Source organism: Cytobacillus sp. Bva_UNVM-123 (genome assembly GCF_046351715.2).
GTDB lineage: Bacteria > Bacillota > Bacilli > Bacillales > Cytobacillaceae > Cytobacillus.
In genome coordinates this window covers 370,848-388,219 of the sequence record NZ_CM177772.1, presented here as the reverse complement: position 1 = coordinate 388,219, position 17,372 = coordinate 370,848, and the positions used below count along the sequence as shown (strand labels likewise).

At 35.9% G+C, this 17,372-nt stretch carries 16 protein-coding genes and 1 pseudogene; 4 read left to right on the top strand and 13 right to left on the bottom strand.

All coding sequences use genetic code 11. The annotated features are described in order from the left end of the window. Nucleotides 1-3 precede the first annotated feature (3 nt). Both KDN24_RS02015 and KDN24_RS02010 read right to left on the bottom strand, forming a co-directional pair. Nucleotides 4-537 carry a sigma-70 family RNA polymerase sigma factor gene (locus tag KDN24_RS02015; protein WP_409975032.1) on the bottom strand — a complete coding sequence of 178 codons (534 nt, stop codon included), beginning with the start codon at nt 535-537 and terminating at the stop codon, nt 4-6. 108 nt (nt 538-645) lie between these two features. After that, entirely contained in the window at nt 646-1,227 is a 582-nt protein-coding gene (locus KDN24_RS02010) for a TetR/AcrR family transcriptional regulator (RefSeq protein WP_409975031.1), read from the bottom strand. A gap of 228 nt (nt 1,228-1,455) precedes the next feature. On the opposite strand from KDN24_RS02010, the pseudogene KDN24_RS02005 reads away from it, so the two are divergent. Continuing rightward, a pseudogene (locus KDN24_RS02005) lies at nt 1,456-2,714 on the top strand (MFS transporter). Between the two features lie 132 nt (nt 2,715-2,846). Here KDN24_RS02005 and KDN24_RS02000 read toward each other — a convergent pair. The 5 genes from KDN24_RS02000 to KDN24_RS01980 form a co-directional block, all read right to left on the bottom strand. Next, on the bottom strand, nt 2,847-3,452 hold the full coding sequence (locus tag KDN24_RS02000; RefSeq protein ID WP_409975030.1) for a YdcF family protein: 606 nt from the start codon (nt 3,450-3,452) through the stop codon (nt 2,847-2,849). 160 nt (nt 3,453-3,612) lie between these two features. Next, on the bottom strand, nt 3,613-4,512 hold the full coding sequence (locus KDN24_RS01995; protein WP_409975029.1) for a histidine kinase dimerization/phospho-acceptor domain-containing protein: 900 nt from the start codon (nt 4,510-4,512) through the stop codon (nt 3,613-3,615). A 19-nt stretch (nt 4,513-4,531) separates the two neighbouring features. Further along, nucleotides 4,532-5,326: an ABC transporter permease gene (locus KDN24_RS01990; RefSeq protein WP_409975028.1), complete on the bottom strand. Its 795-nt coding sequence runs from the start codon at nt 5,324-5,326 to the stop codon at nt 4,532-4,534. Next, nucleotides 5,319-6,242, bottom strand: coding sequence for an ABC transporter ATP-binding protein (locus KDN24_RS01985; protein WP_409975027.1), 924 nt, complete (start codon nt 6,240-6,242; stop codon nt 5,319-5,321). Before KDN24_RS01985 ends, KDN24_RS01990 begins: the two co-directional genes overlap by 8 nt. Nucleotides 6,243-6,318: 76 nt before the next feature. Then, nucleotides 6,319-7,014, bottom strand: a complete 696-nt coding sequence (locus KDN24_RS01980) for a response regulator transcription factor (protein WP_409975026.1) — start codon at nt 7,012-7,014, stop codon at nt 6,319-6,321. A gap of 341 nt (nt 7,015-7,355) precedes the next feature. On the opposite strand from KDN24_RS01980, the gene bamE reads away from it, so the two are divergent. Both bamE and KDN24_RS01970 read left to right on the top strand, forming a co-directional pair. Then, complete coding sequence (bamE, locus tag KDN24_RS01975) at nt 7,356-7,934, top strand: outer membrane protein assembly factor BamE domain-containing protein (protein WP_409975025.1); 579 nt, start codon at nt 7,356-7,358, stop codon at nt 7,932-7,934. Between the two features lie 40 nt (nt 7,935-7,974). Beyond that, nucleotides 7,975-8,169: a hypothetical protein gene (locus KDN24_RS01970; protein WP_409975024.1), complete on the top strand. Its 195-nt coding sequence runs from the start codon at nt 7,975-7,977 to the stop codon at nt 8,167-8,169. Nucleotides 8,170-8,256: 87 nt separating this feature from the next. Here KDN24_RS01970 and KDN24_RS01965 read toward each other — a convergent pair whose 3' ends face one another. The 5 genes from KDN24_RS01965 to KDN24_RS01945 form a co-directional block, all read right to left on the bottom strand. Beyond that, nucleotides 8,257-9,168 (bottom strand): DMT family transporter, encoded by a 912-nt coding sequence (locus KDN24_RS01965; protein ID WP_409975023.1) that lies wholly within the window; start codon nt 9,166-9,168, stop codon nt 8,257-8,259. 292 nt (nt 9,169-9,460) lie between these two features. Then, nucleotides 9,461-12,685 carry a hybrid sensor histidine kinase/response regulator gene (locus KDN24_RS01960; RefSeq protein WP_491348271.1) on the bottom strand — a complete coding sequence of 1,075 codons (3,225 nt, stop codon included), beginning with the start codon at nt 12,683-12,685 and terminating at the stop codon, nt 9,461-9,463. 204 nt (nt 12,686-12,889) lie between these two features. Continuing rightward, the gene (locus KDN24_RS01955; protein WP_409975021.1) at nt 12,890-13,309 is read right to left on the bottom strand and encodes a disulfide oxidoreductase; all 420 of its coding nucleotides are present in this window, start codon (nt 13,307-13,309) and stop codon (nt 12,890-12,892) included. After that, nucleotides 13,309-13,986, bottom strand: coding sequence for a thioredoxin domain-containing protein (locus tag KDN24_RS01950; protein WP_409975020.1), 678 nt, complete (start codon nt 13,984-13,986; stop codon nt 13,309-13,311). The genes KDN24_RS01955 and KDN24_RS01950 overlap by 1 nt, the downstream gene beginning before the upstream one ends. Nucleotides 13,987-14,263: 277 nt before the next feature. Then, entirely contained in the window at nt 14,264-14,737 is a 474-nt protein-coding gene (locus tag KDN24_RS01945) for a GNAT family N-acetyltransferase (protein WP_409975019.1), read from the bottom strand. Nucleotides 14,738-15,152: 415 nt separating this feature from the next. Here KDN24_RS01945 and KDN24_RS01940 point away from each other — a divergent pair, with 415 nt between their 5' ends. Next, nucleotides 15,153-16,256 carry a glycerol dehydrogenase gene (locus KDN24_RS01940; protein WP_409975018.1) on the top strand — a complete coding sequence of 368 codons (1,104 nt, stop codon included), beginning with the start codon at nt 15,153-15,155 and terminating at the stop codon, nt 16,254-16,256. A gap of 143 nt (nt 16,257-16,399) precedes the next feature. Here KDN24_RS01940 and KDN24_RS01935 read toward each other — a convergent pair whose 3' ends face one another. After that, on the bottom strand, nt 16,400-17,320 hold the full coding sequence (locus tag KDN24_RS01935; protein ID WP_409975017.1) for a DMT family transporter: 921 nt from the start codon (nt 17,318-17,320) through the stop codon (nt 16,400-16,402). Nucleotides 17,321-17,372: the final 52 nt, after the last annotated feature.

Here is a 17,372-nt window from a genome sequence, read left to right as displayed (position 1 = left end):
GGTTTATTCCTCCAAGCTTTCTTTCAGAAGTGCTTTCGCTTTCCGCAATCTTGTCTTAATCGTATTTACCTTCACATCTAAAATTGTGGAAATTTCCTTAATTGCTAGTTCTTCGTAATAATGGAGAAGGATTACTTCACGATAGATAATAGGCAGATTCATCACAGCAAATGCTAACTTCGCATCATCATCCTTTTGAATGATTGATTGCTCTACCGTTCTCTTCTGAGAAGAATCTAATACCGAATGATTATCCGTAGAGATCACATTTCGGTTGTACCAGCTTTTCAAAAAATCCTTACAATGATTAATCGCAATTCTCCACAACCATGTTTTCAACTGTGCTTGACCTTTATACGTATGTAAGGAGCGATAGCATTTAATAAAAATCTCTTGCGTCAAGTCCTCAGCAATCGCTTTGTTTCCGACATATGAATAGACAAGCTGCAAAACTCCCTGACCATAACGACCGATAATTTCATGAATTGTTTCATCTAATTTCTCGGCAGCAATCCATTCTACCGTCAATTCATCCACTTTCGTTCCTCCCCTCTACTCATTTGACGACGCTCATGAGAAAAGGTTTGCACTTTATTGAGCGAAGCACTCAGCCGCCTCGATATATAGGGTCTTGTAAAAAAGAATTTATTTTAATAATGATAATGTCATCGAAACAGAATGATCTACAAATGAACGATCCGGACGAGATTTCAATAACACTGTGAGTCCGATTAATGAAACGACTAGTGTCTGTGCTAACATTTTTGCATTTAGGCTGCTGTCTAGCTCACCTGAGCTAATCCCTGTGGCAATCGTTTCTTGAAATATGACTGAAAGATACATCTGATGTTCCCTTGTAAGAATTTCAAATTTTTCATCGTGTGGGGCAAGTTCAACCATTGTATTAATGCAAAAACATCCCTTGCTCGGACTTTCTTTATACTCGTCTTCCACCAACTCTTCAAAAAAAGTGCGAAATGCTTCTTTAACAGATTGATTGTTTTGAAGTTTTGTTCGTATATAGGTAGCATGCATCTTTGTGTATTTGCGTAATGCGGCTTCAAATAATTTCTCTTTATCTCCAAAAGCTGAATATAAACTTGGTCTTTGTATTCCCATCGTAGCTGTCAAATCGCTTAATGAAGTAGCTTTATACCCCTTCTCCCAAAAAATCTGCATAGCATCATCCAAAGCCCTGTCCTCATCAAATTCACGCTGTCGAACCATATTACATCCCTCCATTTTTCCAAATTTAAATCACTATTCTTTATGTACCATTTAGTATGATTTAATTCATATTGTTTTGTCAAATCTTAATATTTTTCAAAACCCTAACTAAAAAAGTTGGCAAATATTACTTGACATCATAACTTTTTATTCGTTATATTTTATAATAATCATTTCGTACCGTTCGGTATATTATACTATTAAGTACACAAAGGAGGATAAATGATGGTGATATTAAAAGAAAAAGACGTAATTATTGCTGAGCAGAGCAATGATCCGTTGCAATCAAGAACAAGCACAACGATGTCTCGCTTTATGGCATTATTGTTTGCAATCTCCTGTGGGATGGCTGTTGCTAATATATACTTCGCCCACCCATTGCTTGATTCTCTATCTGATGAGTTCAAGATCACCCACTCAACAATTGGCCTTATTATTACTGTTACTCAAGTCAGCTATGCGCTAGGATTACTCCTTCCGTTCCACTTGGTGATTTATTGAACAAACGGCGACTAATTATTGGCCAAATGCTGTTATCAGTTACTGCTCTCGTTGTGATTAGTTTAGCTCCCTCAAGTACTGTACTTTTTATTGGGATGACAATGGTTGGAATGGTGGCTACCGTTACCCAAACACTAGTCGCATATGCTGCGACATTGTCTGCACCGGCAGAGCGAGGACGTATCGTAGGATTTGTAACTAGTGGCATTGTAATAGGGATTCTTCTAGCACGAACATTTGCGGGCATTGTAACAGATATAGGTGGTTGGCGATTTGTCTATCTTACCTCTGCAGTACTCATGCTTTTCATCATTTGTTTATTATTCAGGAAATTACCAAATCTTGAGCAAAAACAAACATCTATGTCCTATCCAAAGCTATTACAATCTGTCCTCTTATTATTCATACAAGAAAGGCTTTTACTAATTCGAGGAATATTGGCAATGCTTATTTTTATTTCCTTTAGTATTTTGTGGACTTCATTGGTATTGCCTCTAAGTGCAGCACCACATTCCCTTTCACATACTGCTATTGGAGCATTCGGTCTTGCCGGTCTTGCGGGAGCATTGGCTGCTGCTCGAGCAGGTCGATTAGCTGATCAAGGATTAGGGCAGCGAACAACAGGTATAGCTCTTGCTTTACTGTTAGTCTCATGGTTCTTTATTAGCTTTATCAATTACTCTCTATTCATATTAATCATTGGGATTGTTCTTCTTGACCTTGCTGTGCAAGCCGTGCATGTCACAAACCAAAGTATGATTTTTACCGTACGCCCTGAAGCGCGAAGTCGACTTACGGCTGCTTATATGTCCTTTTATTCCATTGGAAGTGCAGTAGGATCCATTGCATCAACAAATATTTATGCTATTTTTGGATGGTATGGTGTCTGTGTATTAGGTGCTTCTGTCAGCGCTTTTGCTCTTTTATTTTGGGCACTAACATTACGTTTTACTTATAACCTGGAAATTAATAAAGAAAATGAATAGATATTAAAGAAGTGCTTATCTAGTTTCTTCTTCATTGAAAAAAAATCACGAGCAAAAATTGAATGATAAATTCCATTTTGCTCGTGTGAATTTAAGTTTTTTTACTTCAAAACTTGAACTTGTTTATTTCGTTTACATATCAATATCTTCATCAATGAGAACGCCCATTTTAACATAGTTAATAAGTTTTTTGGATTCTGTTTCAATTCGTTTTCTGCCTATTTCGCTAAGAAACCAATTATCTTCTCTTGTCACCTTGTCATTAACAGGACATAAGGTAAAGTCAATCCAATGAGGCATATATGTTTTTAAAGTTAAATGTAATCTCCTCATATGATAATAAGTCGTTACAACTAATAGCCTTTTAATATTATGTAAGTAAAATGCCCGATCCAATACTAAAAGAGAGGCTAGTACATTTTCCTTTGTATGTAAGGATATATCTTCAACTAATATATCTTTCTCCGGTATACCTTGTACAATTGCTTCATTCTTTAATGTGATCGCTTCTGGATCATGGCTTCCCTCCCATTTAACTCCACCTGAAAATAATATTTTCTTCGCCCTGCCTTCTTGATAAAGCTGCACTGCTTTCGGCAAACGGTAAAGAACTGCCGCACTGCTGCCAGCAACGAAGATACAATCGCCATCTTTTTTATTATCTTCAATTCCTTTAAATAATAGGCTAGTCATCTGATGATCTGTCAGTTTTGCACTTTCTAATTTAGATATTAACATTTGACACCTCTTAATTGTATTTAAGGAAAGTTTTCGCACGTGAACACATATTTTAAAAATATGCTGGTCATATCCATATTATAAACAATAATATTTATCACAACTTTACAGAGGGATTGTAATTGGCGAGTATGATGAAAATCGGGGAGTACAATAAAAATTAATGATGATGACCATACAATGGAAGTTCCACTCGAATTTCCAGCATATTTTCTTGTAAGATCGCTTTTGCCTGACCACCCATTTGCTCAGCAAGTTCTTTTACGATTGTAAGCCCGAGCCCTGTCGTTTTACTCCGTGCTTTATCTGCTGTATAGAAACAATCAAACAAATGTCCAATATCAACTTCGGAAGGGTTACTTAGCGGATTACGAAATGAAATAACTGCGGTTTCTTCAGCAATGACCTGTACGACAATATCACCACTAGAATGTGCTGTACAATTGCTGATTAAATTTTGAATAATCCTTGTCAGCATTTCTTTATCGGCAAAAGCAAAAATTGGTTTTTGCTCTTCAAACTTGACGGATAGCTTCCTTTCTTCAAACACTGCTATTGATGTGACAAGACATTCCATTAGAAAATTAGTTATATTTATTCGCTCTCGATTCGGTTTTGATTCTGAGTTTAAGAGGTAGGAATACTCAAAAAATTGATGAATCAAGCGTTCAAGCTCATCAGCGTGTTTTTGGGCCGTTTTCATTTTTTTATGCTGCTCTTCTGAAAGCCCCTCTTTTTCAATTAGCTGCTGATAGCCTTTAATCGCAGCGAGAGGTGTTCGCAAATCATGAGAAATATAGGCAATCAGTTCTTTAAAACGCTTTTCTTCACGAATGCTATTTAGGCGAAGGTTTTCCTCTACCTTCAAGCATTTATTCATATTAATCGCCAAATTGCTTAATTCCTTGTTAAACAATTCAATACTAAGAGGCTGACGCGTATTTTTCGCCAGCCTCTTATCAAGCTGTTTATTCATATTATGTAATTGTCGCTGAAGGATGACATGATACACAATGAATAAAATAACGATACTAGTCAAAACGACAACAACCATTAACATGAATAACACCAACCTACTCTTACTTAATTTCTGATTTTCTAAAAGAAACATATGTGATAGCTATCATTAGGACACTAAATAGGACACTAATGACAATCGCCTTTATAAATACCCCTGCTTCAGCATCAATGACGAACTGAGAAAAGCTCACCCCATATGGTGTATAAGAAAGAATGGTATCTAAAATAGAATATTTATCACGCAATGCTATTAATTGACCACTTATGAACATGATGGCATAACCAATCATGATAACAAGCACTTTTTTCCTTAAGACGAATGCAATCAGCACACAGAAACTTAACTGGGATGCGTAAACAATCATAATGGTTAACGTAATGACCATCATCTTAACAAATAGAGCTGCAGTATATGTTAAATGAGGTTCATTCGCCATAATATTTAGAAACGCTGACGGCAATACAGGTGAAAGCATATTATCTGTGATAATAGCCATATTTATGACGATTGAATAAGGCAATACGATGAGCGCGATTATGAAGAAATAGACGAAGGTCTTACTAATAACGAGCATACTTCGGCTGGAACCAGACGAAATCGCATCATGTATCGTTTTCGTTTCAAAGTCATTTACAATATAAACAGCTGCTACTACTGAGCCTAGAAGTGCCGTCATATGAACGTCGGTAAAAAAAGAACCAATTCCACTTATTTCGATCCCGATCTTTCCCTGTGTAACAAGATTCGAAATATAGGTCATGACACTAGCACACAGGAGCGAAGCAACAAATAATACCTTCAAAGTTAATGATTTTCTTAAACTATATAAATCAGCTAAAATCAAATTATACATTCCGACTACCTCCTACAATAGAAATAAAGTAATCTTCAAGAGTATCCCCTTCATTTGAAAGATTTGTAACCATAATTCCACTTTCAAATATGGCCCTTGCTACTTTTTCTTTCTCATTCAGGTAGTCAAACAACTTAACTGATTTATCAGGTAAAACTTTGAATTTTTTTGTATTTAATTTCATTTCCAAAATGCTGACTAATTTCTCTGGTTGATCACAGCTAATGAGAATACTCTGGCTGCAGCGCTCATCTAACTCTTCACGAGTAAGTGTTTCCTTAATCTTGCCATCTCCGATAAAAATATAATTAGTAGCCACATGATATAGTTCGGGTAAATTATGGCTCGAAATGAGGATAGTTATTTGTTTTTCTTCACAAAGCTTTTTAAGAAGATTTCGTACATCAATCACACCTAGTGGATCTAGCCCGTTTATAGGCTCATCTAAAATCAAAAATTCCGGATTATTTAATAGAGCTATCGCAATACCTAAACGCTGTTTCATCCCTAATGAAAAATTTTTCGCTTTCTTTTTGCCGGTATCTTTAAGACCGACAAGCTCTAACAATTCATTCTCCACTTCTTTATTTGGGATGCCTCTTAAAATCCGATGCATTTTCATATTTTCACTTGCAGTCAAATTGAGATTAATACTAGGCGTTTCTATCATGGAGCCGACTCTTTTTCTTTCAGCCTGCAAAGCTTTATCACCTTGCTGCCCAAAAAGCTCAATCGCTCCGCTCGTCGGATAACTTAGTCCAGAAATTAACTTCATTAAAGTACTTTTTCCAGCGCCATTTCGGCCAACTAAACCGTAAATCTTGCCTACATCTAGTGTGATGGATACATTATTTACAGATTTCACTTTTTTATAGCTTTTTGTTAATTGATTTGTTTTCAAAACAGGAGCTATCATGTTTGTTCACCTTTCCTTTCATCACTTATCGTAATGACTAAAGGTTTAGAAAAGGTTAAGATTTCAGCGAAAAGTGTCAAGAAAGTGATAATTTATCTTTGTACAGGCGATAGCCTATCCCCCATACCGTTTCAATATATTCTTCTTGTGGACTAGCCTTTTTCAGCTTGTTTCGCAAATTACTAATATGCGTCTTGACCGCATTATCGTCCCCAAGATAATCCTCTTTCCAAACAGATTCAAATACATTTGCTTTTGTAAAAACCTTCCCACTTGATTTAAGTAATAATTCTAATATCATATATTCTTTTGCCGTTAGTTCGAGATCGACCCCGCCAACCGCCACACTTTTTGACTGATCATCTAATACTAAACTCTTATACCGATATAATTTTCTTTCTTCGGTATATTTTTTGGATCGCCGCAAATTAGACTCCACCCGCGCCACAACCTCGTTCAAATCAAATGGCTTTGTTATGTAATCATCTGCACCAATCTTCAACAAATCAATTTTTGTGCTAACCAAATCTTTGGCAGATATGATGATTACAGGTGCATCATAAAATAATCTTAGCTCTTTAAGAATTTCGTCGCCACTTTTATAAGGCAGCATAATATCAAGCAATATTAGATCATACGATTGTTTTTTTATTTCTACGAGACAATCCGTTCCCGTATAGACGGATGTTACCTTAAACCCCGACTCCGTTAATGCTTCTGCCAAAACATGATTTAAGTCCTCGTTATCCTCAACAACTAAAATCGAATTCATACTCTATACCTCGAACTTTAATTTGGTTTTTCAAACGTTCTTTTGAACATACAACATCTTTAAAACTATCATATCTAAAGAGAGGAAGCTCCGCATCCTTTTCTATGCATTTTAAAGGATCCTCTTTAATTATATTGGGAAAAAATCATTTTTTTGCAAGGGTTTAAGGGTGCTCATAAAAAAACAATATCCAGATACAGGTAAAATTAGGATTATTTGAAACCTTTTGCAATTAGCCACGTTATTAATATAAAGCGAAATTCAATCAGCGGGATCTTACAACATACAGGTCGTATTAGTCACACTAAGCCTGATTTATAACTCTAAAGGAGCAAATAATTTTGAATTCTAACCAAAAGCTATTATGGAGCATCTTCTGGATTTATGCTTTTATGTATATATTTCTATATCTCTGTTATAACCTAATCATTCATGTTTTACATTCTTCGTTTAGTGTTATTAGTGTTCCAGCTATTTTATTACCTTATTTTCTTTTGCTATTGTTTCAACTCATTTTATGGAAAAACACAACAGTTCAATTAAAAAGCGAACGGAAGGTAAAAAGAAAGTTTAGAGCTATTACCATTCTTAGTATCGTACCGCCTTTATACTGTACAGTCCTTTTAGGGATGAATGAATACAAATCATATTTCTCTGTTGAAAAATGGTTGAGCAATCAGACAGAAAGAGTCTATATAGTTGATGATTTATTTAAAAAATATAATTTAAACGGAATGACAATAGATGAAGTGACGACATTATTAGGTGAACCAACTGAAACAAGCTATTTTAAACATGATGATAATATTGTCTACTATCTCGGTAACGAACGAGGACTGATTTCGATTGATAGTGAATGGCTAGTTATCAACTTCGATGATAGTAATAAAGTTATAAAATATGCGGTTGTCAGAGATTAGTAAACGGAAGCTTATTTCATTAAAAAAGGGTGAATAAAACATGAAAGAATGGTGGATTAGAAAAAAAGAAAAAACGAGAAAAAGCAAGAAGGGAACCGAGAATTATACATTTTGGGACTTCGTTTTAGATCTGCTACTCTGGTTACCAGAATTGATTTTATTGCCTTTTAGATTAGCTTTTTGGTTCCTAAGAGGGTTTGGAAGATTAATTTGGCATTTGTTTGATATTGGATAAGCTGAAAATAGAAAAACAAAGCAGCTTGTTATTTTACTAAGCAAGCTACTTTGAGGTAGCAAAAATAATTTGTTCATACAAAAATCATTACGAAACATACTTTTTTTGCGCATGTAAGGAATTGATTTTACCTTTTGAACGCGATACATTCCCAACTACAATCCCGATTAATATAAGAACAACACCAATCCATTGCGGCAAGCCTACATGTTCTGCTAAAACGAATGCTGACATTGAAACGGCAACCGGAAGCTCAGAAGCTGTTAAGATTGTTCCAAGTCCTGGTCCGATATGTGGCATGCCAATCGAAAACAAAAGTGGTGGCAATAATACACCCAACAAACCTAGAAGTAATCCATACGGCGCAACTCCCATTAATACAGGTAGATCGAATAGAAACATGGGAGGCAATAATAAAAAGACAACTGTCAAACCACCAGTGGTAAAAAGGGCGCTTTTCAGTACAGGCGGCGTATCTTTCCCAACTGAGCCGCTAAGAAAAATAGAGGTTGTAAATGTAAAGGCTGAAAGTAGACCCCAAGCCATGCCTTCCCATGATAGTGCGACTCCACCTTCCGAAACAACACCTGCAGCTAAAACAGAACCAATAAGAAGAATGGCTATCGAAATCAACTTCCCTTTTGTTGGTTTTTTCTTATTAAATATCCACTCAAAAAGTGTACCAATCCAAACAAATTGAAATAAGAATATGATGGCCAGTGAAGCATTTAGTGTTTGTAATGCTTGATAATATAACACACCTGTCAAGCCAAATGGAATTCCCGATAATAGTAATTTAATAGTCTGATTTATAGATAACTTTTGCTTTTTTGTAAACAAAACCAGTACCCAAGTAAGCAATGTTCCAAATAAATATTGACTGCCTGCGACCTCTGTCACCGTATAACCTGCTTGGTAAGCAAATTTAACAAATGTCGATAATAATCCGTAACAGCATCCACCTAGAAAAACAATGAATGCATAATGCCAAGTTTTCATGCTGTTTAACCCCTTTCTTAAAGTGAAACCCGTTAATGCGGGCAAATAAAAAAGCCACACAATTGTCATCAGCAATTGTGTGGCGAAAATAGAGTATTCTCTAGAAAAATCCACGTCCTAAAAAGGTTTTATTAAATAATCAAATTCCATTAAATTATAAAAACATCTTTGTGCAATGTCAATGGATTTATTTACCTTTAATTGAACAAGGAATTTTTGCCTTAGAACCATTGGTATTCCTACTAAATGTGCTTGTTGTTTTGGTAAATCTCTCATTTTGCTAGAAATGAGGCTATACCATTTTTACTTCACCATTCTCCAAATCATCAGCTTTCATATCTGATTTTACTTTTGCATTTTCTTCTAGTCTTACTGTGAACGATATCTTTGTTCCTTTCCCTTCTGCACTTTGAATATGCAGTCCTGTGCCGAAGTGACGATTCAGCCGTTGATCAGTATTGATCAGTCCAACTCCTACTCTACTATTCGACTTTCTTTCCAGAATGTTTTGCAATTTGACAGGATCGATTCCAACTCCGTCATCCTCAATAGCTATTGTTGCAATTGTATCAACAACAGAAATACGAATCGTAATCGTACCGCCCCGAGCTCGCTTCATAATGCCATGCCGAATTGCATTTTCGACTAAAGGCTGGATGGAGAGAAATGGCACTCTCAGTTCATCACACTCATCAAGATCCCAATCAACGTGAAGCCGTTCATCAAATCGAACCTTTTCAATATAAAGATAAGAACGCACGATACTTAGCTCCTCTTCGATCGGAATAAGTTCATCCATATTTTGAAATTCGAATTTATGTCTTAAAAAATGACTAAACTCTTCTAGTAACTGTTGCATTTTCTCTACATCAATTTCACTTAGGGCAATAACGGCATTTAACGTATTAAAGATAAAATGAGGTTGAATTTGCGCTTGCAGCCACGCAGCTTCTAATCGAAGCTGTTCTTGAACCATCTGTTTAGTCAATGTTAATGCCTCAATCCGGGACCTAATTTCAATTGGTTCTACTGGCTTTGTTACATAGTCGTTCGCTCCTGCTAAAAAACCACTTTGAATATCTTTCGGCTGACTTCTTGCCGTAAGGAGTAAGATTGGCAGCTCTGTTAAGGTAAATCGTTTACGAATTTGTCTTGTTAACTCATAGCCAGACATTTGCGGCATCATCACATCAGAAATAACCAAATCCCATTCCGACTTATCAATCAAAGTGAGTACTTCTTTTCCGCTCGTTACTGTCGTAACCTCATATTCGTCCGGTGGGAGGATGGCTTCAAGCACGTGCAAGTTCACAGGATCATCATCCACTACTAATATACGTGGACATTCACGCTTGCCATCTATAAAAATAGGATTCCTTATCATCTCTGAAAGTAGCTCGTCCTTACTATCAGCTTTTTCTGCACGTGTCATTGTCTGCAATGACATCTGCTCAAAAGAAGTTAAAAATGATCGTGCTTCATTTTCTATCCGTATTCGGGAGCTCGTACGAACCATTTCATTTCTGTTTAAAATCTTTTCTTCCTTCATTCCATCATCGGCAAGCTCTAGCGAAAATGTAAACTGTGACCCTTCCCCTAATACAGAGGATGCCTCCAACGTTCCACCATGAAGTTCCACTAACTGCTTCGTAATACTTAACCCAAGACCAAAGCCGCCTTCAATCATCGTTTCACGATCATTCGCTTGTTCATACGGAAGAAAGAGACGCTTTCGCATATCTTCATCCATCCCAATTCCTGTATCGGCTATCACGATATATGCTCTGCCTTCTTTTATAAAAGCTTTGATGGTTATTTCTCCTTCATTTGTATATTTCACAGCATTATGAAGAAGATTAAACACGATTTGAATTAAGCGATTTTCATCAGCATTAACAGGAGGAAAATCTTCAGAAATTTTCATCTCGATATCCACAGGCTTCGCTTCAATACTAAACTGTAGCATATCGATTACTCCTGTGACAATCGGCTGGATGAGAATAGCACGTTTTTGAAGGCGGGGATTACCCTCACGTAAGCTCATAACATCAAGCAAATCATCTAATATTAATGTCATCTGCCGTCCAACAGATAAAACTGTTTCGAGCTCTTTAATACTTTTCTTTTCGATCAAATGCCGTTCTCTTTGTAAAACAGATTGTGACATATTCAACATACCATGAAGCGGATTTTTAAACTCATGCGAAGTGTTTGCCAAGAATTGATCCTTCGTCTCATTTATACGCTGCAATGTAGCAGCAAGCCTCTTTGTCTCCGCATGCATGTCGAAATAATCTTTGAACGCAACAGATGCAAAGCATCCGAGTGAAATAATTAGATCGAAAGGATAGTGAATAACACTAACACCCATCTCTCTCCAAGCGACAACCCAAAGATAATGATGGATAAAGGCTACTAGTGAAAAAAGCAGTAAAGGATGGTCTTGAATATTTTTGATGATTTTTTTATAAATTGCTATTACTGTAATAACCATTGCAATAGCGACTAAAAGATAATAAACAGGAAAAATTGCAATTATCTGGTGAGGGGGCAAAAACAACGTAATCCCAGCAGTACCTAAATTGACAACTGTATAAAAAGGAATGAATCTCCGCCAGTACTGTAGCTCCCAGTGATTTATACACTGCAATAAAGCATAAGAGCCAATAATAAGCATTGCGTTTGTTAGGCGGAAATCCCACTCATACCCGATATAAAATAATTCATGGAATAATTTCTCATCATTACTCAATATGCTTGTAATGGTAATACAGAATGTAAGCAAAGAAAAATAGAGTAGTTTCTTCTCACGACTCCCTAGAATAAACAAAATGAGTGCATAAACAGAATGTAACAAATAAATGATTACGGCTGACAGCTGCATGAAAGAAGATAGCTTTATATCTTTCATAATCGTTGCTTCTGTACCGAATTTAATAGAACGAATAATACCGCTACTTCGTACATCAACATAATTCGCCGCTTGAACGACAATTTCTATAACCCCGTTTTCATCAGCGGTAAACGACGCAGAATACGGTAAATTTTTCGCAGAATATTCGTCCTTTGTCTCTGCTACTTGTCCTGACTTTGCTAGTAATCGCCCATTTACGTATATCTCAGAAGAACTTCGGATGCTTGAAATGCGGATACTATATGTTAAATCCTTGTCGGGATGAACATAAAGGCGCAGGCGATACGAAGCAAAGCCAAATGGATCTGGCTCTTCAGGATGCAGTTCATGGTTCCATTGTCCAGGAACTTGAATAAACTGCGGATTCTCCTTCGTTAATTCTCTCCCTTTTCCATTATTCAGAAATTGATGCGGGAAAAATTCCCATTCTCCATCAAGTACAAGAATATCACCAGCTTCAGTATCCCAATGACGTAAATCTAGTTTCCCTTGTTCAATCTTCAGTTGTTTCTCATTCCAAAATGTGTCCATCCAAAAAAGCCTTACACTTGATAAAAAGACCAAAAATAAGATGAGTGACAAAAAAAGATAGCGTTTTTTCATATTGTTGTTTGGCGACTAATTTGCCAAACAAAACCCCTTTCGTGGAAAATACAGTATAGTTTGATTATACATGATATAAAAATGAGAGAAGAGAAAATTATCTTCTTTAAAGGAAAGATTGATTATCAATTCTTTACTTTCTTACACTCAAAAAAACAGGCGATGACAAGCACTGTTCTTCTAAATAAAAAAAAGCAGCCGAAGCTACTTTTTTACACGCCATACAAATATGATAATTAAGGTAAATGCCGTTAAAGACAGCATTGGGATCGTGATGAATCCTAAATAGTTTACATAATCGACAGAACACGGAATCCCTTGCTTACATGGTTCAATTGCCTTCATGGCTGGGATCTTTTGAAGTAAAACATGATAAAGAGCAATGAACCATCCAATAAATGCGATGGATAAAATATATTTTTTTATGACAGCTTCATTATAATAAACCGCAATTCCTAAAATAACCGGCAATGGGTACATAAATATTCTTTGATACCAGCATAAGCTGCACGGAACAAAATTCTTCACTTCACTGTAATATAAACTTCCGAGTGTTGCAGCAATCGCTACAACTAGGGCAGCTGCATAATAATATACATTGTAATTTGACGTTGACGTCTTCATTACTTTAACCCCTCTTCAATTAATTCGATGATTTTGTCTCCATCGAATGGGTCTGTTAATTCAACACCATTAATAAAAATACCTGGTGTTAATTGTAGACCTGTTTCCTCGACTAATGCTTGATCAATATTTATTTGCTCTAAAACTTCCTCACTGTTCATTTTTTCAATAAATTCAGCTTGATTGAAATTAGGAATCGTTTTAATCGCAACATCAATAATTACATCCTCATTTAACCATACTTCGTCATGGTTAGTATTTTCCGGCTGCACTTCATAAAGATTGTGTAGATAATCCCAAAAATAATCAGGATATAAAGCATAAACAGCCTCAAATGCTTGAGCTCCTAGCTTAGACTCATCTCCATGAAATAAAACATTTGTAAATGAAAAGCTCACCTTTCCTGTGTCAACGTATTTTTCTTTAATATACGGAAAGTAATTCATGCTCCAAGCCTTACACGCCGGACACATTATATCTCCCATTTCAACAATCTGCACCTTTGCATCCTTTTCACCTATGGTTGGCTGCCCCTCTATGTTAAGTGTTTTAGCATTTTCCTTATCAGGTTCAGGGGTGTAAGTAAACACCAATATTATTCCGATTAACGTGACAAGACCTAAAGCTATGGCAATAATTCTACCCTTATTAGAACTACGTTTATTTTTCGATTTCATATTTTATACTTTAGCTCCTTTTGTTTATCTCTTCACATGATTAATTATAGTAAATATAAACAATAACGATAATGAATAAATTGTGACGGTCTCCTTTATTTTAGAAAAAATCCTTAACAATGACTAATTTATAAGTAATAGATTACTGAAATGTGGATAAGCATTTCTCTTCTCCATGCTTAAATGAACCATTACTATTAGAATCTAATGGAATGAAAAGAAGTAAAGGTTATTTAAGACATGGAGTTTTATTATAAAATCGGAATGGTTAGAGCCATCAAAATAAATGTTTCACAAATAGTACTCTATCTTGATTTTCTCCGTCATAATCAGTTTTAACTTGGATACCATTTTTATTTTTATTTCCCTCTTCAATTTCAAATCCCATTTTTGTATGGAAAACTATAGAAGCTTTATTCACAGGAGACGTTACACAGCGTACAATATTACGCCCATTTTGACTAACTACCTCAAAAAATTGGTCGTACAACTGTTTTCCAATATTATGTTTTCTGTAGTCGGGGTGAACTCCTACAAAATGAATATAAGCTTCATTCGGTTTAGATTGAGATAAAAATCCAATTAGAAACCCTATCAGTTCTCCTTCCTTTTCGGCAATAAAACTTGTATTCGTAAAATGGTCAAAAAACAGCTTTGGTAACATATCAGACATATTCCTTCCTCCCCACCACTCATTGATTAGTGGAGATACTGTATAATAGTCTGAACCTTTTACTGAACGAATTTTCATATTAATCCCCTTTCTACGTAAGTTCTAGTTAAACAACAAATACTAGCTTCCTATCTCTCTTTATAACCTACTTACTCACAACTTTTTTTAAAACAATTTGGTTTATTTCCAACAACTAATTTCGCTCTACCCTAGAATAATACCTTTTTATTTTTTATTAGTCATCTTTTCATTTTAAAGCAATCATTGTTACAGATGAACGAGGTTTCCACTTGGGAAATATACCTACAATCCCCGTCAACAAGAGCCCTACTGATTATTTTCCAAAAATAAAAAAGCAGCCGAAGCTACTTGATAACTTACTATGTTACATTAAAACCTTTTATTGAAAATTTAGTTACTCACTATCATTACATAACAAGTTGCTTCGTGTAGATACTAAAGGAGGTAGATCAATAAAAGGAGCTTATATAAAATGACAAAATCTGTAAAGTCTATCACAACACCGAAAAGATTCATTGTCGGCCAAAACTTATTAAAGGACTTGTCTACTTATACCAATACATATGGCGACCACGCTTATGTTATTTGTGATGAGTTCATTCTTGAACGCGCAAAAAATGAAGCTGGTAAATCATTCGATGATGCTGGACATAAAAGTGAATTTGCTAAATTTAATTTACAAATTACGCAAGAAGAAATCGACAGGCACCGTGAAGCAGTTAAACAATCTGGGGCGAATGTTATTGTCGGCATTGGTGGTGGAAAAACATTAGATACAGCTAAAGCAACTGCCTATTATGAACATGTACCTGTTGTGATTTTCCCAACCATTGCTTCAACAGATGCACCATGTACAGCACTTGCTGTTATTTATAATACAGACGGTTCATTTGATCGTTATTTATTCTTACCAACAAATCCAGATATTGTATTAGCTGATACGAAAATTTTAGCAGCTGCTCCAACTCGCTTTTTTGTAGCTGGAATCGGGGATGCTCTTGCTACTTATTTCGAGGCGCGCGCATGTTACCGCAAAAACGGAGACAATTTAGTCAATTTGAAACCATCTCTTTCAGGATTAGGTTTAGCCAAAATGTGCTATGACACCATTTTAGAATATGGCCTTCAAGCAAAAATAGCTGTTGATAATGGAATATCTACTCCAGCTGTTGAAAATACAATTGAAGCGACTATTTACTTAAGTGGTGTTGGTGCTGAAGCTGGTGGTCTAGCTGCTGCCCATGCTATTCATAATGGAATGACTGCCGTTCCATCACTCCACCATGCACAACACGGTGAAAAAGTAGTCTTTGGATTATTAACACAACTTGTTTTAGAAAGTGCACCAAAAGAGGAAATTGAAACCGTCATTCATTTTATCAAAGAAGTTGGTCTACCATTAACATTAAAAGATCTAGGTCTTGATGAATTTAAAGAAGAAGAATGGCGAAAAGTTGCGGAGGACGCATGTGCTGAAGGCGACACAATGGGGAATATGCCACATCCCGTAACCCCTGATGATGTGTATCAAGCAATTATAGCCGCAAATGCATTAGCAGAGTATTATCATGGTTAAACATCGGAAAATATAAAATCAATAATAAAGCTAAAAATGTCTAGTGCAAGTCAGGAATTCAAAAATAGAGCATCCAATCTGAATATACTTTGACTTGCACTCTATGACATTCTTTCTAGCTTATAAACGTTTTACGTATCCAACTATATTTTTTTACGTTGTATACTCCGACTGCCGTAATAATTGGTTCCAACAACCCCTATAATAATGATAATTGCTCCAATTAGATGATAGAGATGAAATTCCTCTCGTAAAAAGATAACTCCTGCAAGGATCGTAATGAGCGTAGCCAAATTACTGAAAACACTCATTTTTGCTGCCTCTATTTTGGATAACACATAGTTGGCTAGAAATGAAGTCAAAAGGGATGAAAGAATACTTAAATACAAAATGGAAAGAATGAAATCAACTTGCATGAAGGGCTGGAAAAATTGTCTCGTTGTTCCATCGATTATATGACTGCTAATCGCCATAATATTAAATATAACAAAACCAAATAATGTCATTACATACGTTAATGTCAATAAGGAATATTGCTGTGTGAGCCTTCTTGCAAAAATATTATAAAGTGCGGCTGCTAAAGCAGAAAGTAATATGAGCCCACTCCCTATTAAGTTCGTCGAGCTAGCTCCCGCACTATTCATCACGAGTAAATAAATGACCCCAAACACCGATAAAGTGACAAAAACAAACTGACCGCGAGTTGCTTTCTCTTTCAAAATTAGACTGGCAAATAGTAATGTAAAAATAGGAACAGTCGCTTGAATCATTCCAGCCTCTGAAGACGTCGTACGTGCTAATCCAAACACTTGAAAAGCAAAAAAAAGAATCGGATATAAGAGTGCTAAAGGAAAAATTTGTCGTACATCCTTCCACCTAATCTTTACTTTGCCTTTGTTCAACAGTACATAAATGGTAGCAACGATCCATGCAACCGTAAACCGATGTGCAAGTACATCTAATGGACTTGCAGCAGTTAACGTTATTTTGACAAACATAAATGAAAGCCCAATAATGAATGCATATACAATCGCTGCGATATACGCCTTTCTTCTATCCCCCATCCTATTTACTCCTTCTCATTAATTTTTTATACGATGCCTCGATTTCAATTTT